The 18,753-nt window shown below is 62.6% G+C and carries 16 protein-coding genes; 11 read left to right on the forward strand and 5 right to left on the reverse strand.

The genetic code is table 11. From position 1 onward, the window contains the following. Positions 1 to 198: 198 nt before the first annotated feature. Together F759_RS0108055 and F759_RS0108060 are read left to right on the forward strand one after the other, a co-directional pair. Positions 199 to 573 carry a hypothetical protein gene (locus tag F759_RS0108055; RefSeq protein ID WP_027799394.1) on the forward strand — a complete coding sequence of 125 codons (375 nt, stop codon included), beginning with the start codon at positions 199 to 201 and terminating at the stop codon, positions 571 to 573. Positions 574 to 745: 172 nt separating this feature from the next. Further along, on the forward strand, positions 746 to 1,558 hold the full coding sequence (locus tag F759_RS0108060) for a mechanosensitive ion channel family protein (RefSeq protein WP_027799395.1): 813 nt from the start codon (positions 746 to 748) through the stop codon (positions 1,556 to 1,558). Positions 1,559 to 1,662: 104 nt separating this feature from the next. Here the strand turns inward: F759_RS0108060 and F759_RS0108065 are convergent, their stop codons facing one another. Next, complete coding sequence (locus F759_RS0108065) at positions 1,663 to 2,328, reverse strand: VTT domain-containing protein (protein WP_027799396.1); 666 nt, start codon at positions 2,326 to 2,328, stop codon at positions 1,663 to 1,665. A 195-nt stretch (positions 2,329 to 2,523) separates the two neighbouring features. Between F759_RS0108065 and mutL the strand changes: the two genes are divergently transcribed. Next, positions 2,524 to 4,578: a DNA mismatch repair endonuclease MutL gene (gene mutL / locus F759_RS0108070; RefSeq protein WP_027799397.1), complete on the forward strand. Its 2,055-nt coding sequence runs from the start codon at positions 2,524 to 2,526 to the stop codon at positions 4,576 to 4,578. Between the two features lie 43 nt (positions 4,579 to 4,621). Next, the gene (miaA, locus tag F759_RS0108075; RefSeq protein WP_027799398.1) at positions 4,622 to 5,569 is read left to right on the forward strand and encodes a tRNA (adenosine(37)-N6)-dimethylallyltransferase MiaA; all 948 of its coding nucleotides are present in this window, start codon (positions 4,622 to 4,624) and stop codon (positions 5,567 to 5,569) included. 157 nt (positions 5,570 to 5,726) lie between these two features. Here miaA and purM read toward each other — a convergent pair whose 3' ends face one another. Then, a complete protein-coding gene (gene purM / locus F759_RS0108080; RefSeq protein WP_027799399.1) occupies positions 5,727 to 6,794 on the reverse strand; it encodes a phosphoribosylformylglycinamidine cyclo-ligase in 1,068 nt (355 codons plus the stop codon). Between the two features lie 99 nt (positions 6,795 to 6,893). On the opposite strand from purM, the gene F759_RS0108085 reads away from it, so the two are divergent. The 7 genes from F759_RS0108085 (at position 6,894) to panB (ending at position 13,169) form a co-directional block, all read left to right on the forward strand. Beyond that, on the forward strand, positions 6,894 to 7,970 hold the full coding sequence (locus F759_RS0108085) for an AI-2E family transporter (RefSeq protein WP_027799400.1): 1,077 nt from the start codon (positions 6,894 to 6,896) through the stop codon (positions 7,968 to 7,970). Between the two features lie 71 nt (positions 7,971 to 8,041). Then, positions 8,042 to 8,785, forward strand: coding sequence for a DnaA regulatory inactivator Hda (hda, locus tag F759_RS0108090; RefSeq protein ID WP_027799401.1), 744 nt, complete (start codon positions 8,042 to 8,044; stop codon positions 8,783 to 8,785). After that, positions 8,778 to 9,464, forward strand: a complete 687-nt coding sequence (locus F759_RS0108095) for a histidinol-phosphatase (RefSeq protein WP_027799402.1) — start codon at positions 8,778 to 8,780, stop codon at positions 9,462 to 9,464. The genes hda and F759_RS0108095 overlap by 8 nt, the downstream gene beginning before the upstream one ends. Continuing rightward, positions 9,461 to 11,059, forward strand: a complete 1,599-nt coding sequence (pcnB, locus tag F759_RS0108100) for a polynucleotide adenylyltransferase PcnB (RefSeq protein ID WP_027799403.1) — start codon at positions 9,461 to 9,463, stop codon at positions 11,057 to 11,059. The genes F759_RS0108095 and pcnB overlap by 4 nt, the downstream gene beginning before the upstream one ends. A 48-nt stretch (positions 11,060 to 11,107) precedes the next feature. Then, the gene (gene folK, locus F759_RS0108105) at positions 11,108 to 11,641 is read left to right on the forward strand and encodes a 2-amino-4-hydroxy-6-hydroxymethyldihydropteridine diphosphokinase (RefSeq protein WP_027799404.1); all 534 of its coding nucleotides are present in this window, start codon (positions 11,108 to 11,110) and stop codon (positions 11,639 to 11,641) included. Continuing rightward, entirely contained in the window at positions 11,638 to 12,318 is a 681-nt protein-coding gene (locus tag F759_RS0108110; protein WP_027799405.1) for a deoxynucleoside kinase, read from the forward strand. Before folK ends, F759_RS0108110 begins: the two co-directional genes overlap by 4 nt. 35 nt (positions 12,319 to 12,353) lie before the next feature. Continuing rightward, on the forward strand, positions 12,354 to 13,169 hold the full coding sequence (panB, locus tag F759_RS0108115; protein WP_027799406.1) for a 3-methyl-2-oxobutanoate hydroxymethyltransferase: 816 nt from the start codon (positions 12,354 to 12,356) through the stop codon (positions 13,167 to 13,169). A 217-nt stretch (positions 13,170 to 13,386) separates the two neighbouring features. Here panB and pabB read toward each other — a convergent pair whose 3' ends face one another. From pabB to dnaK, 3 genes are all read right to left on the reverse strand, one after another. After that, positions 13,387 to 15,276, reverse strand: a complete 1,890-nt coding sequence (pabB, locus tag F759_RS0108120) for an aminodeoxychorismate synthase component I (protein WP_027799407.1) — start codon at positions 15,274 to 15,276, stop codon at positions 13,387 to 13,389. A 25-nt stretch (positions 15,277 to 15,301) separates the two neighbouring features. Further along, complete coding sequence (gene dnaJ, locus F759_RS0108125) at positions 15,302 to 16,444, reverse strand: molecular chaperone DnaJ (RefSeq protein ID WP_027799408.1); 1,143 nt, start codon at positions 16,442 to 16,444, stop codon at positions 15,302 to 15,304. 269 nt (positions 16,445 to 16,713) lie between these two features. After that, positions 16,714 to 18,672 carry a molecular chaperone DnaK gene (gene dnaK / locus F759_RS0108130; protein WP_027799409.1) on the reverse strand — a complete coding sequence of 653 codons (1,959 nt, stop codon included), beginning with the start codon at positions 18,670 to 18,672 and terminating at the stop codon, positions 16,714 to 16,716. Between the last annotated feature and the right edge of the window lie 81 nt (positions 18,673 to 18,753).

An 18,753-nucleotide genomic window follows, 5' to 3' on the forward strand; every position in this document is an offset into this window, starting at 1 on the left:
TGCGATTTCTCGTCATGCGCTCAGTCTTTTCGCACGCCAAGCTTCGCGCGTTCCGACAACACTACGGACTGCCAACCGTGAGCATTTATTGAGACATAAAGACGTGCAATGATCGCCGCCGTCTGGTGATGCGCTGCGAACCAGCGGATCCAGACGCCCTCGCAACACCGCAACCTGCGGCGCCTTCATTCCATCGATATGACCAATTTTTTGTTCGATCTCGTCTCGAATTTTGCGTTGCTGGCCATCGTGCTTATCGCGTGCCATCTATGCAACCGCCTGATCCCGGGCGCGGCGTTAAACGGCTCCTATGTGTTTACCGCGCTGGCGCTCGCCGCTGTTCTGCTAGATGCGGCTCTCACCTTTCTCGTCTTCGCCGACGCCCGAACGCGCTACGGCCAGTTCAGCACGCCGTCAGCGTTTTTTGTGCGCAGCGCCGCGTACGCGCTCGCGATCGTTGCCGCACTTGTCTGGCGCAGCTTCGGCGGCCGGAATCGACCCGCGAAAGCGCGCTCGGGCAAGACGCTCGTTATCCCGACATCACCCTACTCCGACTCGCATCTGCCTATGTGAACGGCGTACCGCGAGTACGAAGCAGCGCGGGAACGGTCCTTGCGGACCCGCGCGCCTTCACCTATAACTTCCCAAGACCACGAATTATCAGTTAGCGCCCGTGCCGGCATTCGCCGCTTTATCGCGTCACGTCGTGAATCAGCCAAACGAAGTTCACCGATTGAGGAACATCTTGGATTTGGAAACCGTACGCGTTTTTATGATGACCCGGGGCATCGACCTCGGCGTGAAGGTACTTGGCGCGATCGTCTTGTGGGTCGTCGGGCGCTGGGTCATTGGACTCGTTACACGCTTGCTGCGTGCAATGCTAACGCGCAACAGCCGCGTCGACCCCACGCTCGCGCATTACCTCGGCTCGATTCTCGGCGTGCTATTGAACCTGCTTCTGATCCTCGCAATCTTGCAGGTGTTCGGTGTTCAGACGACTTCATTCGCGGCGCTCCTCGCGGGCCTCGGCCTCGCGATCGGTACAGCGTGGGGCGGGCTGCTCGCACACTTCGCGGCCGGCATCTTCATGCAGGTGTTGCGGCCGTTCAAGGTAGGCGACTTTGTCACGGCGGGTGGCGTCACCGGCACTGTTTCGGAACTGGGTTTGTTCGGCACGACCATCGTCACTCCGGATAACGTGACGACCATCGTCGGCAACAACAAGATCTTCGCCGACACGATTTCCAATTACAGCGTGTTGCCTGTGCGGCGCGTTGAGTTGACAGCGAAGATCGCGAACGGCGTCGACGCGACCGATGCGATGAACCGGCTGAAGGCCGCCATCGCGGATATACCGAACGTCGCGGAAAGTCCCGCGCCCGATGTGGAAGTGCTGAGCTTCACGCCCGAAGGACCGCTGCTTTGCGTGCGACCTTACGCGCACAATGAACACTACTGGCAAGTCTACTTCGACACCAACCGGGCGATCATTCAGACGTTCCGGGAGGCCGGTTATCCGACACCCGAAACCCCGCTCGCACCGCGTGCAGTGACCTGAGCGCGAGCGGACACATCGGCAAAAATAAAACGGCGTCGCGATTTCCGCGACGCCGTTTTTTATTCATGCGCACAACCTCAGCAGACTGACTGCGCAACGCGACGTTAGCCTAGCTTCGACGCGTTCTTGCGCATCATCTTCCAGAGCGCGCCGAGCACGACCGGCACGATCGCCGCGCCAATGCCGACCAGCACGATCACATTCAGATACTGGCGGATGAACGGAATATTGCCGAAAAAATAGCCAAGCAGAACGAGCAGTAACACCCACAACAGCGCGCCGGCGACATTGAAAAGCTGGAACCGGCTAACCGTCATCTCCGAAGCACCCGCGACAAACGGCGCAAACGTGCGCACAACGGGGATAAAGCGCGCGAGTACGATGGTTTTGCCGCCATGCTTCTCGTAGAAGTCATGCGTTTTCTGCAACGCGCGCCGATCGAGAAAACGCTCGAGCAATGGAATATGCGAATTGAAAACCTTCGGCCCAATGGCTCGCCCGACCATATAGTTGACGGTATTGCCCGTGGTTGCCGCGACGAACAGCAGCACGATCAGCAGACCGAGACTCATCTGCCCAGACGCGCAGAATGCCCCGCCGATGAACAGCAATGAATCGCCCGGCAAAAACGGCAGAACCACGAGTCCGGTTTCGCAGAACACGATCACGAACAGCACCGCATAGACCCAGGCGCCGTACACGTGGATGAATTCTCCCAGGAACTTGTCGATGTGCAGCACAAGGTTGGCTAGATGTAGCAGCGTGTCCAAAAAGCGTCCTTTATCAAACGAGAGTGGGCGTGGCGGGAAGATCGGCAGCAGACCCGGGGGCGATGGCCGTGAGCGTTCGCTCGCAGTCGCAAATTGACCGCGTCATGATACAGAAAGTGCCCGGGTGGGCTTCAAAAATCTCCCGCATCTTTCCGCCATTCCAGGGCCGCCGCGCCGAATGGCTATAATTTCGCTATGTCAGAATTCTCCGAAACGCCTGCCCGCGCCGACGCGACAGCCGCTGCTGCCGCCACACCGGCTCAGCGCCCGCTGCGCGCGATTCAGCCGCTGCCCGATCAGCTCATCAGCCAGATTGCCGCCGGCGAAGTGGTCGAGCGGCCCGCATCGGTCGTCAAGGAGTTGCTGGAAAACGCGCTCGACGCAGGTGCGCAGACGCTGCGCATCATGCTGGACGAAGGCGGCGCCAAACGTATTTCCATCACCGACGACGGCTGCGGCATTCCCGAGAACGAGTTGGCGCTCGCATTGATGCGCCACGCAACCAGCAAAATCCGCTCGCTTGCCGAACTCGAAGCGGTCGCGACGCTCGGGTTTCGCGGCGAGGCGCTCGCCTCGATTGCGTCGGTCGCGCAGATGACCATCACGAGCCGCACCGCCGATGCGCCGCATGCAGTACGCGTCGATGCGCAAACCGGCGTGCTGAGCCCCGCTGCGGGCACGCAAGGCACCACCATCGAAGTGCGCGAGTTGTATTTCAACACACCGGCGCGCCGCAAATTCCTGAAAAGCGAACAGACCGAACTCGGCCATTGTCTGGAACAGATTCGCCGTGCCGCGCTGGCGCGACCGGACGTCGCCATTTCGGTGCTGCACAACGGCAAGGCGGTTGAGCATTGGAACGCAAGCGAGCCGCCGGTGCGGGTTGCGAAGATACTCGGCGAAACCTTCGCGACGGCGCATCTGCCGCTCGACGAATCCGCCGGCCCGCTCGCTGTCTACGGTTGCGCGGGTCTGCCGACTGCGAGCCGTGGTCGCTCCGATCAGCAGTATTTCTTCGTCAATGGCCGTTTCGTGCGGGACAAGCTGCTTACGCACGCAGTGCGCGCCGCTTATGAAGACGTGCTGCATGGCGACCGTTATCCGTCGTATGTGCTGTTTCTCGATTTGCCGCCCGAAGCGGTGGACGTGAACGTGCATCCGTCGAAGATCGAAGTGCGATTCCGCGATTCGCACTCGATTCACCAGTTCGTTTTCCACGCGGTGCAGCGCGCGCTGGCGCGCCATGCGGGCGCATCGCCCGAGACCACCGCTGGCGGGCACGCGGCGCATCTGCAAGCGTCGGCGGACGGAGCGGTTTCGTTCGGAGCGTTGCCGGGCGATGTCACCGGTACAGGGTTCCGCGCTTCAGGTGCAGCGAGCGTTGCGGGCGCCTTCGGTTCGAACGCCACGCCGGGCTCGGCGGGCGGCGGCTTCAACTCGTCCCAAGCCGGCAATACGTGGATGCGTCAGTCGCGCATGACGCAGGGCACGCTGCCGGTCGCGCAACCGCTCGCGTTCTACGACGCGTTGTTCGGCCGCAAGGACGGCAGCGCTGGAACTGCGCAAGGCGCGACGCTGTTCGAAGCACGCGATTCGGCCGCAGAAGGCCCGTCGCCGTACAACGCGTCGGCGCCCTATGCGCCCCCCGCTTTCAACGCCGCCGACGACCAGCCGCTCGGCTTCGCGCTCGGCCAGATTCACGGCATCTACGTGCTTGCACAGAACGGGCACGGACTCGTGATCGTCGATATGCACGCCGCGCACGAGCGCATCCTGTATGAGCAGTTCAAGAACGCGCTGGCCGATCGGACCATTGCCGTGCAGCCGTTGCTGATTCCGCAGACGATGCAAGCCGATCCCGTCGAAATCGGCACGGTGGAAGAAGAGCGCGATACGCTCGACGCGCTCGGCTTCGATCTTGCCGTGCTGTCGCCGACCACGCTCGCCATCCGCGCCGTGCCGGCGCTGCTGAAAGACGCCGACCTTCAGGCGTTGGCGCGCGCGGTGCTGTCCGATCTGCATGCTTACGGCGGCTCGCGGGTTTTAACCGAGCGTCAGCATGAACTGCTCGGCACGCTCGCCTGTCATCATGCGGTGCGCGCGAACCGGCGTCTCACGCTCGACGAAATGAACGCGCTGCTGCGTCAAATGGAAGCCACCGAGCGCGCCGATCAATGCAACCACGGGCGTCCAACGTGGTATCAGTTGACGCTCTCCGATCTCGACCGCCTGTTCATGCGCGGACAGTGACGGTGCGCTTTTTCACGCTTGATCGACGCGCGCCGGCACACTCATGACCGCACGCAGCCCTACTCCCATTCCGTGTCTGCTCGGCCCGACCGCCTCCGGCAAGACAGCGGCTGCATTGGCATTGGCCGCGCGGCGGCCGGTCGAAATTGTCAGCGTCGATTCCGCGCTCGTGTATCGCGAAATGGACATCGGCACCGCCAAGCCGACCGCCGAGGAACGCGCGGCCGCGCCGCATCATCTGATCGATATTGTCGATCCCGCCGACACCTACTCCGCCGCTGAATTTCGCGCCGATGCGCTCAGATTGACCGCAGAGATCCGTGCGCGCGGCCGGCTGCCGCTACTGGTCGGCGGAACGATGTTGTACTACAAGGCACTCACGCAGGGGCTCAACGACTTGCCGGCGGCCGACGCGACTGTACGCGCGGAACTCGACGCGGACGCCGCGCGCGATGGCTGGCCCGCGCTGCATGCGCGGCTGGCTGTCGTCGACCCGGCGACGGCAGCGCGCCTTGCTCCCAACGATTCGCAGAGAATCCAGCGCGCGCTCGAAGTATTCATGCTGACGGGTCAAGCGATGTCGGCGCTGCTGGCCGCGCCCGCGCTCATCGACGACGCCGCCGCGCAGTGGCGCTTCGTCCCGATCGCGCTGGAGCCTTCGGACCGAAGCGTGCTGCACGCGCGCATCGAGCAGCGTTTTGATGCGATGCTGGAGAGCGGCTTCGTCGACGAAGTGATGACACTGCGCGAACGCGGAGACTTATCGCCCGAGATGCCGTCGATGCGTTGCGTCGGCTACCGGCAGGTCTGGGAATATCTCGATGGAACGGTCGACTACTCGACCATGCGCGACAAAGGCGTGTTTGCGACCCGGCAATTGTGCAAGCGGCAACTCACATGGCTGCGCGGCATGAACGAGCGGGTGGTGGTGGACTGCTGCGATCCGCACGCGAGCGCGCGGGTGCTTGACGTGATCGAAGCGCTGGTTTGAAAACCTGCCTGATGCGCTTCTTTGAGCTGCTTTGACGTACTGCTTTCCAGCAACTCTATGTGAAGGCTGGTGCCGGCCTACGAAACGTCGTCAGAAGCCTTGAAGCTGCGACCCCGCGCAGCGTTTGCTATTTATACGCTGCGCGGGTCGCCGATCTTTAAACCACTACCGTCTGCGCTTCACCGGCTGCGCTTTTGCGAATCACGCCGATCTTCCAGACCTGCTCGCCGGCAGCGGACAGCAGACCGATTGCGGCTTCCGCATCGGCAGCCGAGACGACCACCGCCATGCCGATACCGCAGTTGAACACGCGATGCATTTCGGCATCCGCGACGCCGCCGTGCTTTTGCAGCCACGAGAAGAGCGGCGGCAGCGGCCAGCCGCGATGATCCAGTTCGGCCGTCAAACCTTCGCGCAGAACCCGCGGAATGTTCTCGACCAACCCGCCGCCCGTGATGTGCGCCATGCCTTTCACTGCGATTTGCTGCATCAGCGCGAGCAGCGGCTTCACGTAAATATGCGTGGGCGCCATCAATGCGTCGGCGAGCGAACGGCCGTCGAAATCGGCATTCAGGTCGGGCTGCGCGCGCTCGATGATCTTGCGCACCAGCGAAAACCCGTTCGAATGAATCCCGCTCGAAGCGAGGCCCAGCACCACGTCGCCGGGAGCGATCGTGCTGCCGTCGATGATCTTGCTCTTTTCCACCGCGCCGACCGCGAAGCCGGCGAGATCGTACTCGCCGTCCGGATACATGCCCGGCATTTCGGCCGTCTCGCCGCCGATCAGCGCGCAGCCCGCCAGTTCGCAGCCATACGCGATACCCTTGACGACCGTAGCCGCGGTGCCGACATCGAGCTTGCCGCACGCGAAGTAGTCGAGGAAAAAGAGCGGCTCGGCGCCTTGCACGAGAATGTCGTTCACGCTCATGGCAACCAGATCCTGGCCCACGGTGTCGTGCTTGTTCAGCTGAAACGCGAGGCGCAGCTTGGTGCCCACGCCGTCCGTGCCCGACACCAGCACCGGTTCCTTGTACCGCTTCGGCACTTCGAACAGCGCGCCGAATCCGCCAATGCCGCCCAGCACGCCGTCGCGCATCGTCTTCTTGGCAAAGGGCTTGATCGCGTCGACAAGGGCGTCGCCCGCGTCGATGTCCACGCCGGCGTCGCGATACGACAGACCTTGGGCCGAATCAGTTGAATTCGGGGCGGATTTCGGTTGATTCATGGGGGAGAGCTCGAAGGTCGGTAAAATGCGATTTTACCCGATGCCGGCCGGCTGGCTGGAATTTGAATCATCCGTTCCGGCGACACCAGGGAAACAACTTTGCAACAAAACTCCTCGATACTGACTCCGGTCCAGCGCCGCGCCTTCATCTGGCTAGCCATCGCGCTCGGCGTCGGCATTCTGCTGTGGCTGCTGAGTCCCGTCCTCACGCCGTTTCTGCTCGGCGCAATTCTGGCGTACATTCTGCAGCCGGGCGTCGCGTGGATGGTGCGCCGGCGTGTCCCGCGCGCGCTCGCTGCCTTGCTGATGATCCTGCTTTTCACGCTGCTGGTGACAATGCTCGCGCTGCTCGTGTTCGCCGTCATCCAGAAAGAAGGCCCGCAGCTGCGGCAGCAAGTGCCGCTTTTGTTCGCGCACGTCAACGCGTGGCTGCAACCCAAGCTCGCGATGCTGGGCCTCGCCGATTCGCTCGACTTCGCCAGCATCCGCGATCTCGTGATGGGTCAGCTCGAAGGCAGCGCGCAGACGGTCGCGCGTTATGCGTGGACCTCGATCGTGACGAGCGGCAACGTGATGATGACGGTGGTCGGTAATGTCGTGATGGTGCCGCTCGTGCTGTTCTATCTGCTGTACGACTGGAACCGCATGCTGCTGCGCGTGCAAAGCACGGTGCCGCGCCGCTGGCTCGCCAAGACGCTGCAACTTGCGCGCGACATGGATCAGATGCTGTCGCAATACCTGCGCGGCCAGTTGCTCGTGATGGGCGTGCTCGCTGTGTTCTACGCGGCGGCGCTGAGCATTGCAGGCTTCGAGATCGCGTTGCCGGTGGGCATTTTCACGGGGCTCGCGGTGTTCATCCCGTACATTGGCTTTGCGACCGGTCTCGCGCTGGCACTGCTCGCGGCGCTGCTACAGTTCGGCAACTGGTACGGCTTCGGCGCGGTCGCGCTGATTTACGGCGTCGGTCAGATCGTGGAGAGCTTCTTCCTGACGCCGCGCCTCGTCGGCGAGCGGATCGGCCTGCACCCGCTCGCAGTGATTTTCGCGTTGCTGGCGTTCGGGCAGCTGTTCGGCTTTTTCGGCGTGTTGCTCGCTCTGCCGGTAAGTGCGATTTTGTCCGTGGCGATGCGCGAGTTGCGGCAAAGCTACCTGGAAAGCACGCTCTACAACAATTGACTTTCTGCTCCAGTGATCCGGCTCGCCAGAACCATCGGCGGCCTCAGCCCTACTTTCGGCATTAACCTACTGTGCTTCGTCAACTGACGCTCGATCTCGGCACTCCGCCGCCATCGACATTCGACAATTTTTTCGCCGGCGCCAACGCCGAGCTCGTCACGCGCCTGCGTGAGCTCGACAGCGCGCTCGCCGCGGGACCGGTCGCCGATCGCACCTTCTATATCTGGGGCGAAGCAGGCAGCGGCCGCACGCATCTGTTGCAGGCGCTCGTGCACGAGGCGCCGCCGGGTCACGCGCGCTTCGCGGGTCCGCAAAGCAGCCTTGCCGCGTTCAGTTTCGATCCGCGCGTCACGCTCTATGCGATCGACGATTGCGACGCGCTCTCTGCAGCGCAGCAGATCGCCGTCTTCAATCTCTTCAACGAGGTGCGCGCGCATCCGACGAGCGCGCTCGTCGCCGCCGGCAACGCGCCGCCGATCGGCATGACAGTGCGCGAAGATCTGCGCACGCGGCTCGGCTGGGGCCTCGTATTCCACCTAACGCCGCTACCCGACGAAGGCAAGGCGGCGGTGCTCAAGCACGCGGCACGCGAGCGCGGCATCATGCTCGCCGACGACGTGCCGGCCTATCTGCTCACGCATTTTCGCCGCGACATGCCGAGCCTGATGACGCTACTCGACGCACTCGACCGATTTTCGCTGGAACAGAAGCGCGCGGTCACGTTGCCGCTGTTGCGCACGATGCTGGCTTCGCCCGGGGCGGAGGCCCCCGCCGCCTCGTCCGCTGCTTCAAGTAAAATAGCCCCTCATGACTAATCTCGCACTCTTCGACCTCGATCACACGCTCATTCCCACCGACAGCGACCACGAATGGGGCCGCTTCATGGTGAAACACGGCATGGTCGACGCTGAAAATTTCGCTCGTGACAACGACCGCTTCTATGCGGACTACAAAGCCGGCAGGCTGGACATTCACGCGTATCTGATCGCCATGCTCACGCCGCTCGCAAAATACACGCGCGCGCAGCTCGCGGACTTTCACGCGCAGTACATGCATGAAGTGATCACGCCGGCCATCCTTCCGGCCGCGGTCGAACTGGTCAAGCGGCACCGTGAAGCGGGCGACCTATGCTGCGTGGTCACCGCCACCAACGAATTCATCACCCGTCCCATTGCCAGCGCGTTCGGCGTCGACATGCTAATCGCCTGCGAAGCGGAAACCGTCGACGGCCATGCGCATTCGGCGTACACCGGCCGCCCCACCGGCACGCCGAGCTACAAGGAAGGCAAGATCGTGCGCACCCAGGCATGGCTCGCGTCGCTCGGCAAAACCTGGGGCGACTTCGAGCGCAGCTATTTCTACAGCGATTCGCACAACGACATTCCGCTGCTCGAAAAGGTCACCGATCCGATCGCGACCAATCCCGACGACACATTGCGCGCCCATGCGCAGGCCAAAGGCTGGCGCATCCTCGAACTCTTTCAATCCACGTGATCAAAAAATTCATCCGTAAGCTATTCGGCCAGGACACAGCGTCCGCCGACGACACGGTGCCGGCCGAAGCCGGCACAGACGAAACCGGCAGCGCACCGGCACGCAATGCAGCAGGCGCCGCGGGAACCGGCCGCGCGCGCCGCAAACCGGCCCGCGGCGGCGCGCCCGCGAAGGCGGTGCGCGACCCGGACGTGCCGGTCATCATTCCGCACGACGTGCACGGCATCGATCCCACGCTGATCTCACGCAACGCGATTCGCGTGACCGAAGGCTTGCAGCAGGCTGGACACCGGGCGTTCATTGTCGGCGGCGCGGTGCGCGATCTGCTGCTCGGCATCAAGCCGAAAGACTTCGACGTCGCGACCGACGCCACGCCCGAAGAAGTGCAGAAGCTGTTCCGCCGCGCGCGCATCATCGGCCGCAGGTTTCAGATCGTGCACGTGCAGTTCGGCCAGGAAATCATCGAAACCTCGACGTTCCGCGCGCTGGTCGATCCGCCCGCCGCCGATGCCGCGCCGCCGCGCCGCCTCAAAGGCGACGAACTCGATCGCCGCACGCACGCCGTGGACGCAAGCGGCCGCGTGCTGCGAGACAACGTGTGGGGCGAGCAGCACGAAGACGCCACGCGCCGCGACTTCACGATCAACGCGATGTACTACGATCCGGCCACGGAAACCGTGCTCGACTATCACAACGGCATGGCCGACGTGCGCGCGCGCCTGTTGCGCATGATCGGCGACCCTGCCACGCGTTATCGCGAAGATCCGGTGCGCATGCTGCGCGTGGTGCGCTTTGCCGCGAAGCTCGACTTCGAGATCGAAGACGCGACCCGCGCGCCGATCGTCGAAATGGCCGATCTGATCAACAACGTGCCGGCCGCGCGGCTCTTCGACGAGATGCTCAAGCTGATGCTGTCCGGCCACGCTTTGGCGTGCCTGAAGCGTCTTCGTCAGGAAGGCCTGCATCATGGCTTGCTGCCCTTGCTCGACGTCGTGCTCGAGCAGCCCACCGGCGAAAAATTCATCACGCTTGCGCTCAACAACACGGACGCACGCGTACGCGCCGGCAAGCCGGTGTCGCCCGGCTTCCTGTTCGCCACGCTGCTGTGGCACGACGTGCAGCAGCGCTGGCAGAAATTTGAAGCGAACGGCGAGTATCCGGTTCCCGCGCTGCATCGCGCGATGGACGAAGTTCTCGACATGCAAACCGAGAAACTCGCTATCCACAAGCGTTTTTCGTCCGATATGCGCGAGATCTGGGGCTTGCAGCTGCGCCTCGAAAAACGCTCGGGAAGAAGCGCGCTGAAGCTGCTGGAACACCAAAGATTTAGAGCGGGGTATGATTTCCTCCTGTTGCGCTGCGAATCCGGCGAACTCGATGAGTCGGTCGGAGCGTGGTGGACGGAGTTCATCGAAGGAGACATTGCGGCGCGTGAAGCATTGCTCACGCAAGGCGGGAAGGACCGAAGCCCTAGAAAACGACGGCGGCGCAGCAGTGGCGCGAGAAACCGCAAACCGGGCGACGGAATGGAGGGCGGCACGCCAGCCGAACGCACAGACGCCGAAGCGGGCCACGAAGGCTCGCACGAAGACTGACGCAGCGTTTGCTGAAGCCGTCGAACGATAGTTGCAGGAAGTTATGCCATGACGGTTGCTTATCTCGGCCTCGGCGCGAATCTCGGGGACGCGCGCCAGACCCTGAAAGACGCGGTGGTGTGCCTCGCACAACAGCACGCCATCACCGTGCTCGCCAAGTCGAGCCTGTATCGCACTGCCCCGATCGACGCGGGCGGTGACGACTATTTCAACTGCGTCGTGAAGATAGACACGACGCTCCCCGTACGGCATCTGCTTGCGCTGTGCCACAAGATCGAGCATCAGTTCGGCCGGGAGCGGCCCTTTCGCAATGCACCGCGAACGCTCGATCTGGACATCCTGCTCTTCGGCGATCAATCAATCGACGAAGCCGATCTGATCGTGCCGCATCCCCGCCTCGTTGAGCGTGCTTTCGCGCTGGTGCCGCTCGTCGAAATCGACGCTGCACTGATCATTCCGCAACACGGCCGCGCCGACGCGCTGCTCGACGGCGTGCGCGATCAACGCATCGAAAAAGTGAAAGGGCCCTGCCAGTGTCCGATGCTGAACGCACTCACCGCGGGCAAGGGCCGCTGCGAATGAATTCCACACCGCTTACCGTCACCGCGCCGCAACTGCGGCCTCCATTCGGCTATCTCGCGATCGAAGGACCTATCGGCGTCGGCAAGACATCGCTTGCGCGGCGTCTCGCGCAACGCTGGTCGATGCACGAATTGTTCGAGCGGCCGCAGGACAATCCCTTCCTCGAACGCTTTTATCGCGACACCGCGCGTTATGCGTTGCCCGCACAATTGCACTTCGCTTTGCAGCGCGCGCAGCAGGCGCAGGAAGTGACCGCGGCGCAGGTGGCGGGCACGCCGCTCGTCGCCGATTTCATGACGCAGAAGAACGACATCTTCGCGCGCCTCACGCTGCAGGAAGACGAGTGGCACTTGTATCGCGCGCTCGCCGCGCGGCTCGAAGTGAGCGCGCCGGCGCCGGATTTCGTCGTGTATCTGCAGGCCAGTCCTGAAGTGCTGTTTTCGCGCATTCAGAAGCGCGCGGTGCCGATGGAGCTGCAGATTTCCGATGCCTATCTGCATGCGCTTTGCGACGCGTATAACGAGTTCTTCTATCACTACGACCGCACGCCGGTGCTGACTGTCAACGCCGAACATCTGAATCCGCTTGACTCCGACGCGGACCTTGCGCTGCTTGCCGAACGCATCGAAACCATGCGCGGCCGCAAGGAATTCTTTGTCAAAGGCACGTCGCTTTAAGCGGCGCGCGCCTCTCTCTTTCAACGGATTGACCCATGACCTATTTGCAGGAAACGAGCCGGAACGCCGTCACCGTGCCGAAACTGCAGGCGATGCGCGACGCCGGCGAGAAAATCGCCATGCTCACCTGTTACGACGCGAGCTTTGCCGCACTGCTGGATCGCGCGGGTGTCGACGTCATGTTGATCGGGGACTCGCTGGGCAATGTGTTGCAAGGACAGAGCACGACGCTGCCGGTTTCGCTCGCCGACATCGCGTATCACACGGCTAGTGTCGCGCGTGTGCGGCCGTCGGCGTTGATCGTCGCGGACTTACCGTTCGGCACGTATGGCACGATCGAAGATGCGTACAGAAGCTCGGTCGAATTGATGCGCGCCGGTGCGCAGATGGTGAAGCTCGAAGGCGGCGAATGGCTGGCGGACACGGTGCGTTTTCTCGTCGAACGGTCGATTCCGGTGTGCGCGCATGTTGGGCTCACGCCGCAATCGGTGCATGCTTTTGGCGGCTTCAAAGTGCAAGGCAAGACCGAGGAAGGCGCGAACCAGTTGCTGCGCGACTCGCTCGCTATGCAAACGGCAGGCGCGCAACTCATCGTGATGGAAGCGATCCCGACGCTGCTGGCGAGCGAAGTCACGAAGCAGTTGCGGATTCCGACGATCGGCATCGGCGCGGGTCTCGATTGCTCGGGTCAGGTGCTGGTGCTGCACGACATGCTGGGGATTTTCCCCGGCAAGCGGCCGCGTTTCGTGAAGGATTTCATGGTGGGGCAACCGAGCATTCTTGCTGCCGTTGAAGCGTATGTGCGAGCGGTGAAGGATGGGACGTTTCCGGGGCCTGAGCATACGTTTTGAGGGTGCTTTTGCGCGGGTGAGTTGTGTGGGTGTCGCGGGACGCGTGGGTTTCTTGGCTCCTGGCTCTGGGTCGTGCGCTCGGGGCTCTGGGTTGTGCGGCTTCCCCGCTTCCCCACTTCCCGCCTATCGCCTCTAGCGTCTGAGTGCTGCTGCGTATCAGCGCGTCGTCTCACCCAAGCGCTACATCACAGGCAACCACGCACCCAGAATCCGCGCTCTAACGAACAACCCTCGCCGCCAGTGCGCCGCGCAACGCGTTGCAGATCATCAGCGCTTCGGCATTCAACACGTCCGCCTGTGTCAGCACTTTTTCAGCCGCTTGCATGCTTGCGTCCTCTTCAAGCAGCACGCCTCGCATTACGCCCGGCAGCACGCCCGACGCGAGCGGCGGTGTCCACCACCGTCCCGCCAGCTTCACGAAAACATTCGACCGCCCGCCTTCCGTCAACTCGCCTCCTTCGTTGAAGAACAGCGTGTCGAAGGCGCCCTTCGCCTCGGCTTCGCGCCAGCCACGGTCATACTCCGCGCGGCGCGTGGTCTTGTGATGCAGCAACGGGTCGTTGGCCTGCGTGGCCGCGAAACCGTGGTCCGGTGCGAGCAGGACGCCGACGGTCGTGTCGGCTAACGGCGTCAATACGGCAGCGGTGATTTGCGTCGCACCGCTCTTGCTCAGCGCGAGGCGCATGCGGTGCGGCGTTGCGGCGGGCAACGACGCGCATCGCTCCGCGATTTGCATTCGGATGCCCGGCGCATCGACCTGAAAGCCCAGCGTCGCAGCACTCGCCGACAACCTTGCGAGATGACGCGGCAGATGGCGCACGCCGTCCTCCCGCGTCGCGTACATGGTTTCGAACAGTTCGAAGCCCGGCTCCGCGCCGGTAAGAAAGCGCGCTTTCAATCGACACTCGGCATATTCGTCTTCGGCGACGCTGTCGAGCACGATGCCCGCGCCAACGCCCATCGTGCCGCGCAGTTGGCCCGTTTGCGCGAGCGGCTTCAGCGTCAACGTGCGAATCGCGACCGACATGCAGAAGTCGCCATCGGTATTTTCATTTGCGGGCGCCTGCCGCGCCGGCCCATCCAGCCAGCCGATGGCGCCGGTATAAAGCCCACGCGGCGTGCTCTCCAGTTCGTCGATCAACTGCATCGTGCGATGCTTCGGCGCACCGGTGATCGAGCCGCAAGGAAAGAGCGCGCGCAGTATCGCGGCGAACGACGTGCCGGGCCGCAAAGCGGCTTCGACCGTCGACGTCATCTGCCAAACCGATGCATACGGTTCGACGGAAAAGAGCGCGGGCACCTTGACTGAGCCCGTCTGAGCGACGCGCGACAGATCGTTGCGCAGCAGATCGACGATCATCACGTTTTCGGCGCGGTTCTTCGGATCGCTGCCAAGGAATTCAGCAGCACCCCGATCCGCTGACGGATCGGCCGAGCGCGGCGCCGTGCCTTTCATCGGGCGGGCGCGTAACATCGCATTCTGCTTTTCGACGAAAAGCTCCGGCGAACATGAAAGCACCCAGGCGCCGCCCGGCAGTGCGATCAACGCGCCATATCGAACCGGTTGACGCGCCCGCAGCCGCCGATAAAGCGCGGTAGGCGAGCCGAACACGTCGAAGTCGAGCCGGTATGTGTAGTTGACTTGATACGAATCGCCCTCGCGCAACGCGGCATGAATTGCGTCGATGGCCGCATTGAACTGAGCCGGCTCGACACTCTCGCGCACATTGGCCGTACCTGCCACCGACGGTTCAGCGAGGCCGCCATCCTGTTTCACGAGCCACGCGTCGGCCTCATCGCGCGAGAGTTTTTCGCAACGCTCGAACAATAAAAAACGCAGCGTGGCATCGCCATGCTGCGTTTTGAATGACGGATGTGATTCCCCGCCGAGAAGATGCCGGCCGAACTCGTAGTCGGCGAGCACGATAGCATGCAGGCCGAGCCGCGCATCTGATTCGGCGGCCTCGCACACGGCTTCGAGTTGCGCGACATCCGCACACACGCGCTCATGCACGAAGCCGGTGTACAGACGACTAGAGCGGCGCGCCGCCGACGCGTCGCAATCATCGAGCAATGCAAATACAGCGCCGCGCTCATCTGCCGTCATGCTTACCGCCAACTTCGAACCGCCGTTAATCGAAGAAGCTCTTCACCCGATCGAACCAGCTCTTGCTTTGCGGGCTGTGCCTCGCGCCGCCTTCCACCAAAGCCTTCTCGAATTGCTTGAGCAAATCGCGCTGCGATTCGGTGAGCTTAACCGGCGTTTCGACTTGCACATGCACATACAGATCGCCGGCAATGCTTGAACGCAGCCCCTTGATGCCCTTGCCGCGCAAGCGGAACGTCTTGCCCGACTGTGTGCCTTCAGGCACCGTGAAGCTCGCGCGGCCCGCGAGCGTGGGCACTTCGATTTCGCCGCCCAACGCCGCCGTGGTGAACGGAATCGGCATCTGGCAATGCAGATCGTCGCCGTCGCGCTCGAACACCGAATGCTGCTTGATGTGAATTTCGACGTACAGATCGCCCGACGGACCGCCGTTGATGCCCGGCTCACCGTTGCCGGCCGAACGGATGCGCATGCCGTCGTCGATACCTGCCGGGATCTTCACCTCGAGCGTCTTGGTTTCCTTCACCTTGCCCGCGCCGTGGCAGTGCGCACACGGCTCAGGAATATAGGTGCCGGTGCCGTGACACTTCGGGCAGGTTTGCTGGATGCTGAAGAAGCCTTGCGACATCCGCACCGCGCCCGAACCGCTACACGTGGGACAGGTTTCCGGCTTGGTGCCGGGCTTCGCGCCCGAGCCGTGACAGACTTCGCACGAGACCCAGCTCGGCACGCGAATCTGCGTGTCGTAACCATGCGCCGCCTGCTCCAGCGTGATTTCCATGCTGTAGCGCAGATCGGCGCCGCGATACACCTGCGGGCCCGCACGTCCACCACCTCCGCGCGCGGCGCCGCCGGCCGCCTGGCCAAAGATGTCGCCGAAAATATCGCCGAACGCATCGGCAAAACCGCCGAAGCCTTGCGCGCCGGCTCCGCCCATATTCGGATCGACGCCCGCGTGACCATACTGGTCATACGCGGCACGCTTTTGCGAGTCCGAGAGCATTTCATAGGCTTCCTTCACCTCCTTGAAATGCTCTTCCGCATCCTTGTTGCCCGGATTGCGGTCGGGGTGATGCTTCATCGCCAGCTTGCGATAAGCCTTCTTGATTTCGTCGTCGCTCGCGTTCTTTGCGACGCCCAGAACCTCGTAGTAATCCCGTTTCGCCATATCGGTTCAACGCCCCTCGCGAGAATGCCTCGCGGTGGCTCCTCTTGAATGCTGGAGTCTCACGACTCGTCCGGCCGATGTTTCATGTCGCTGAATGCGGCTCGAAACAACGCCCTCCATAAAACAAATGTGCCCGGAGAGCCTAAAAGGCTCGCCAGGCGTGATAACCGCTCTTGCACGTTCCCGCGGCCGGAAGACCGCGGTCCCTTGTGCAGCCGGGCCGCACACAGAACCCGTGTGCGGCTTTACGGTCGGAATGCGACCTGGCTTTAGTCTTTCTTGACTTCCTTGAAGTCGGCGTCGACCACGTCGTCCTGCTGCTGGCTCGCGCCACCCGCCGAAGCACCCGCGCTCGCGCCCGCCGCGCCTGCTGCCGCAGCTTCCGCACCTTGCGCAGCCTGCATGTCGGCGTACATCTTCTCGCCCATCTTCTGCGATGCCGTTGCCACCGCTTCGATCTTGGCTTCGATCGCGGCCTTGTCGCTCGAACCGCTCTTCAGTGCTTCTTCGAGGTCCTTCAGCGCGGTTTCGATCTTTTCCTTCTCGGCGGCTTCCAGCTTGTCGCCGTATTCGGTGAGCGCCTTCTTCGTGCTGTGGACGAGCGCATCGCCCTGGTTGCGGGCATCGGCCAGCTCACGCAGCTTGTGATCTTCTTCCGCGTTCGCTTCGGCGTCCTTCACCATCTTCTCGATTTCAGCTTCGGACAGACCCGAGTTCGCCTTGATCGTGATGCGGTTTTCCTTGCCGGTCGCCTTGTCTTTCGCGCCGACGTGCAGAATGCCGTTCGCGTCGATGTCGAAGCTCACCTCGATCTGCGGCGTGCCGCGCGGTGCGGGCGGGATGCCTTCCAGATTGAACTCGCCCAGCAGCTTGTTGCCTGCCGCCATTTCGCGTTCGCCCTGGAACACCTTGATCGTCACGGCGCTCTGATTGTCGTCAGCCGTCGAGTAGACCTGCGAATGCTTGGTCGGGATCGTGGTGTTCTTGTTGATCATCTTCGTCATCACGCCGCCGAGCGTTTCGATACCGAGCGACAGCGGAGTCACGTCGAGCAGCAGAACGTCCTTGCGGTCGCCAGACAACACCTGGCCCTGGATCGCGGCGCCAACGGCCACGGCTTCGTCCGGATTCACGTCACGGCGCGGATCCTTGCCGAAGAACTCCTTGACCTTTTCCTGCACCTTCGGCATGCGGGTCATACCGCCGACCAGAATCACGTCGTCGATTTCGCCGACCTTCACGCCTGCGTCCTTGATGGCCACGCGGCACGGTTCGATCGTGCGTTCGATCAGCTCTTCAACCAGCGCTTCCAGCTTCGCACGCGTGATCTTCAGGTTCAAATGCTTCGGACCCGATGCGTCGGCCGTGATGTACGGCAGGTTGATTTCGGTTTGCTGGCTCGACGACAGCTCGATCTTGGCCTTCTCGGCCGATTCCTTCAGGCGCTGCAGCGCAAGCACGTCTTTCGACAGATCGACGCCCTGCTCTTTCTTGAACTCGCCGATGATGTAGTCGATGATGCGCTGGTCGAAGTCTTCACCGCCGAGGAACGTATCGCCGTTCGTGGACAGCACTTCGAACTGCTTTTCACCGTCCACATCGGCGATTTCGATGATCGACACGTCGAACGTACCGCCGCCCAGGTCATACACCGCAATCTTGCGATCGCCCTTCTCGTTCTTGTCGAGACCGAACGCGAGCGCGGCTGCGGTCGGCTCGTTGATGATGCGCTTGACTTCCAGACCGGCAATGCGGCCTGCGTCCTTGGTTGCCTGACGCTGGCTGTCGTTGAAGTACGCGGGAACGGTGATCACGGCTTCGGTGACCGGCTCGCCGAGATAGTCTTCAGCGGTCTTCTTCATCTTACGCAGCACTTCCGCAGAGATTTGCGGCGGAGCGAGCTTCTGATCGCGCACTTCGACCCATGCGTCGCCGTTGTCGGCCTTCATGATCTTGTACGGCATCAGCGCGATGTCTTTCTGGACTTCTTTCTCTTCGAAGCGGCGGCCGATCAGGCGTTTCACCGCGTACAGCGTGTTCTTCGGGTTCGTGACCGACTGACGCTTGGCAGGCGCGCCGACGAGAATCTCGCCGTCTTCCATGTAGGCGATGATCGACGGCGTGGTGCGCGCACCTTCCGAGTTCTCGATCACCTTGACCGAATTGCCTTCCATGATCGCCACGCACGAGTTGGTCGTGCCGAGGTCGATACCGATGATTTTGCCCATTTTTACTAATCTCCTGACTTTGATCGCTGCGGGAAGCGCCTTGCTTTGCCGTTCGGCGGCAAGGCGCTCCGCCCTGAATTC

The organism is Paraburkholderia dilworthii, from assembly GCF_000472525.1.
In the GTDB taxonomy this organism is placed as follows: Bacteria; Pseudomonadota; Gammaproteobacteria; order Burkholderiales; family Burkholderiaceae; genus Paraburkholderia; species Paraburkholderia dilworthii.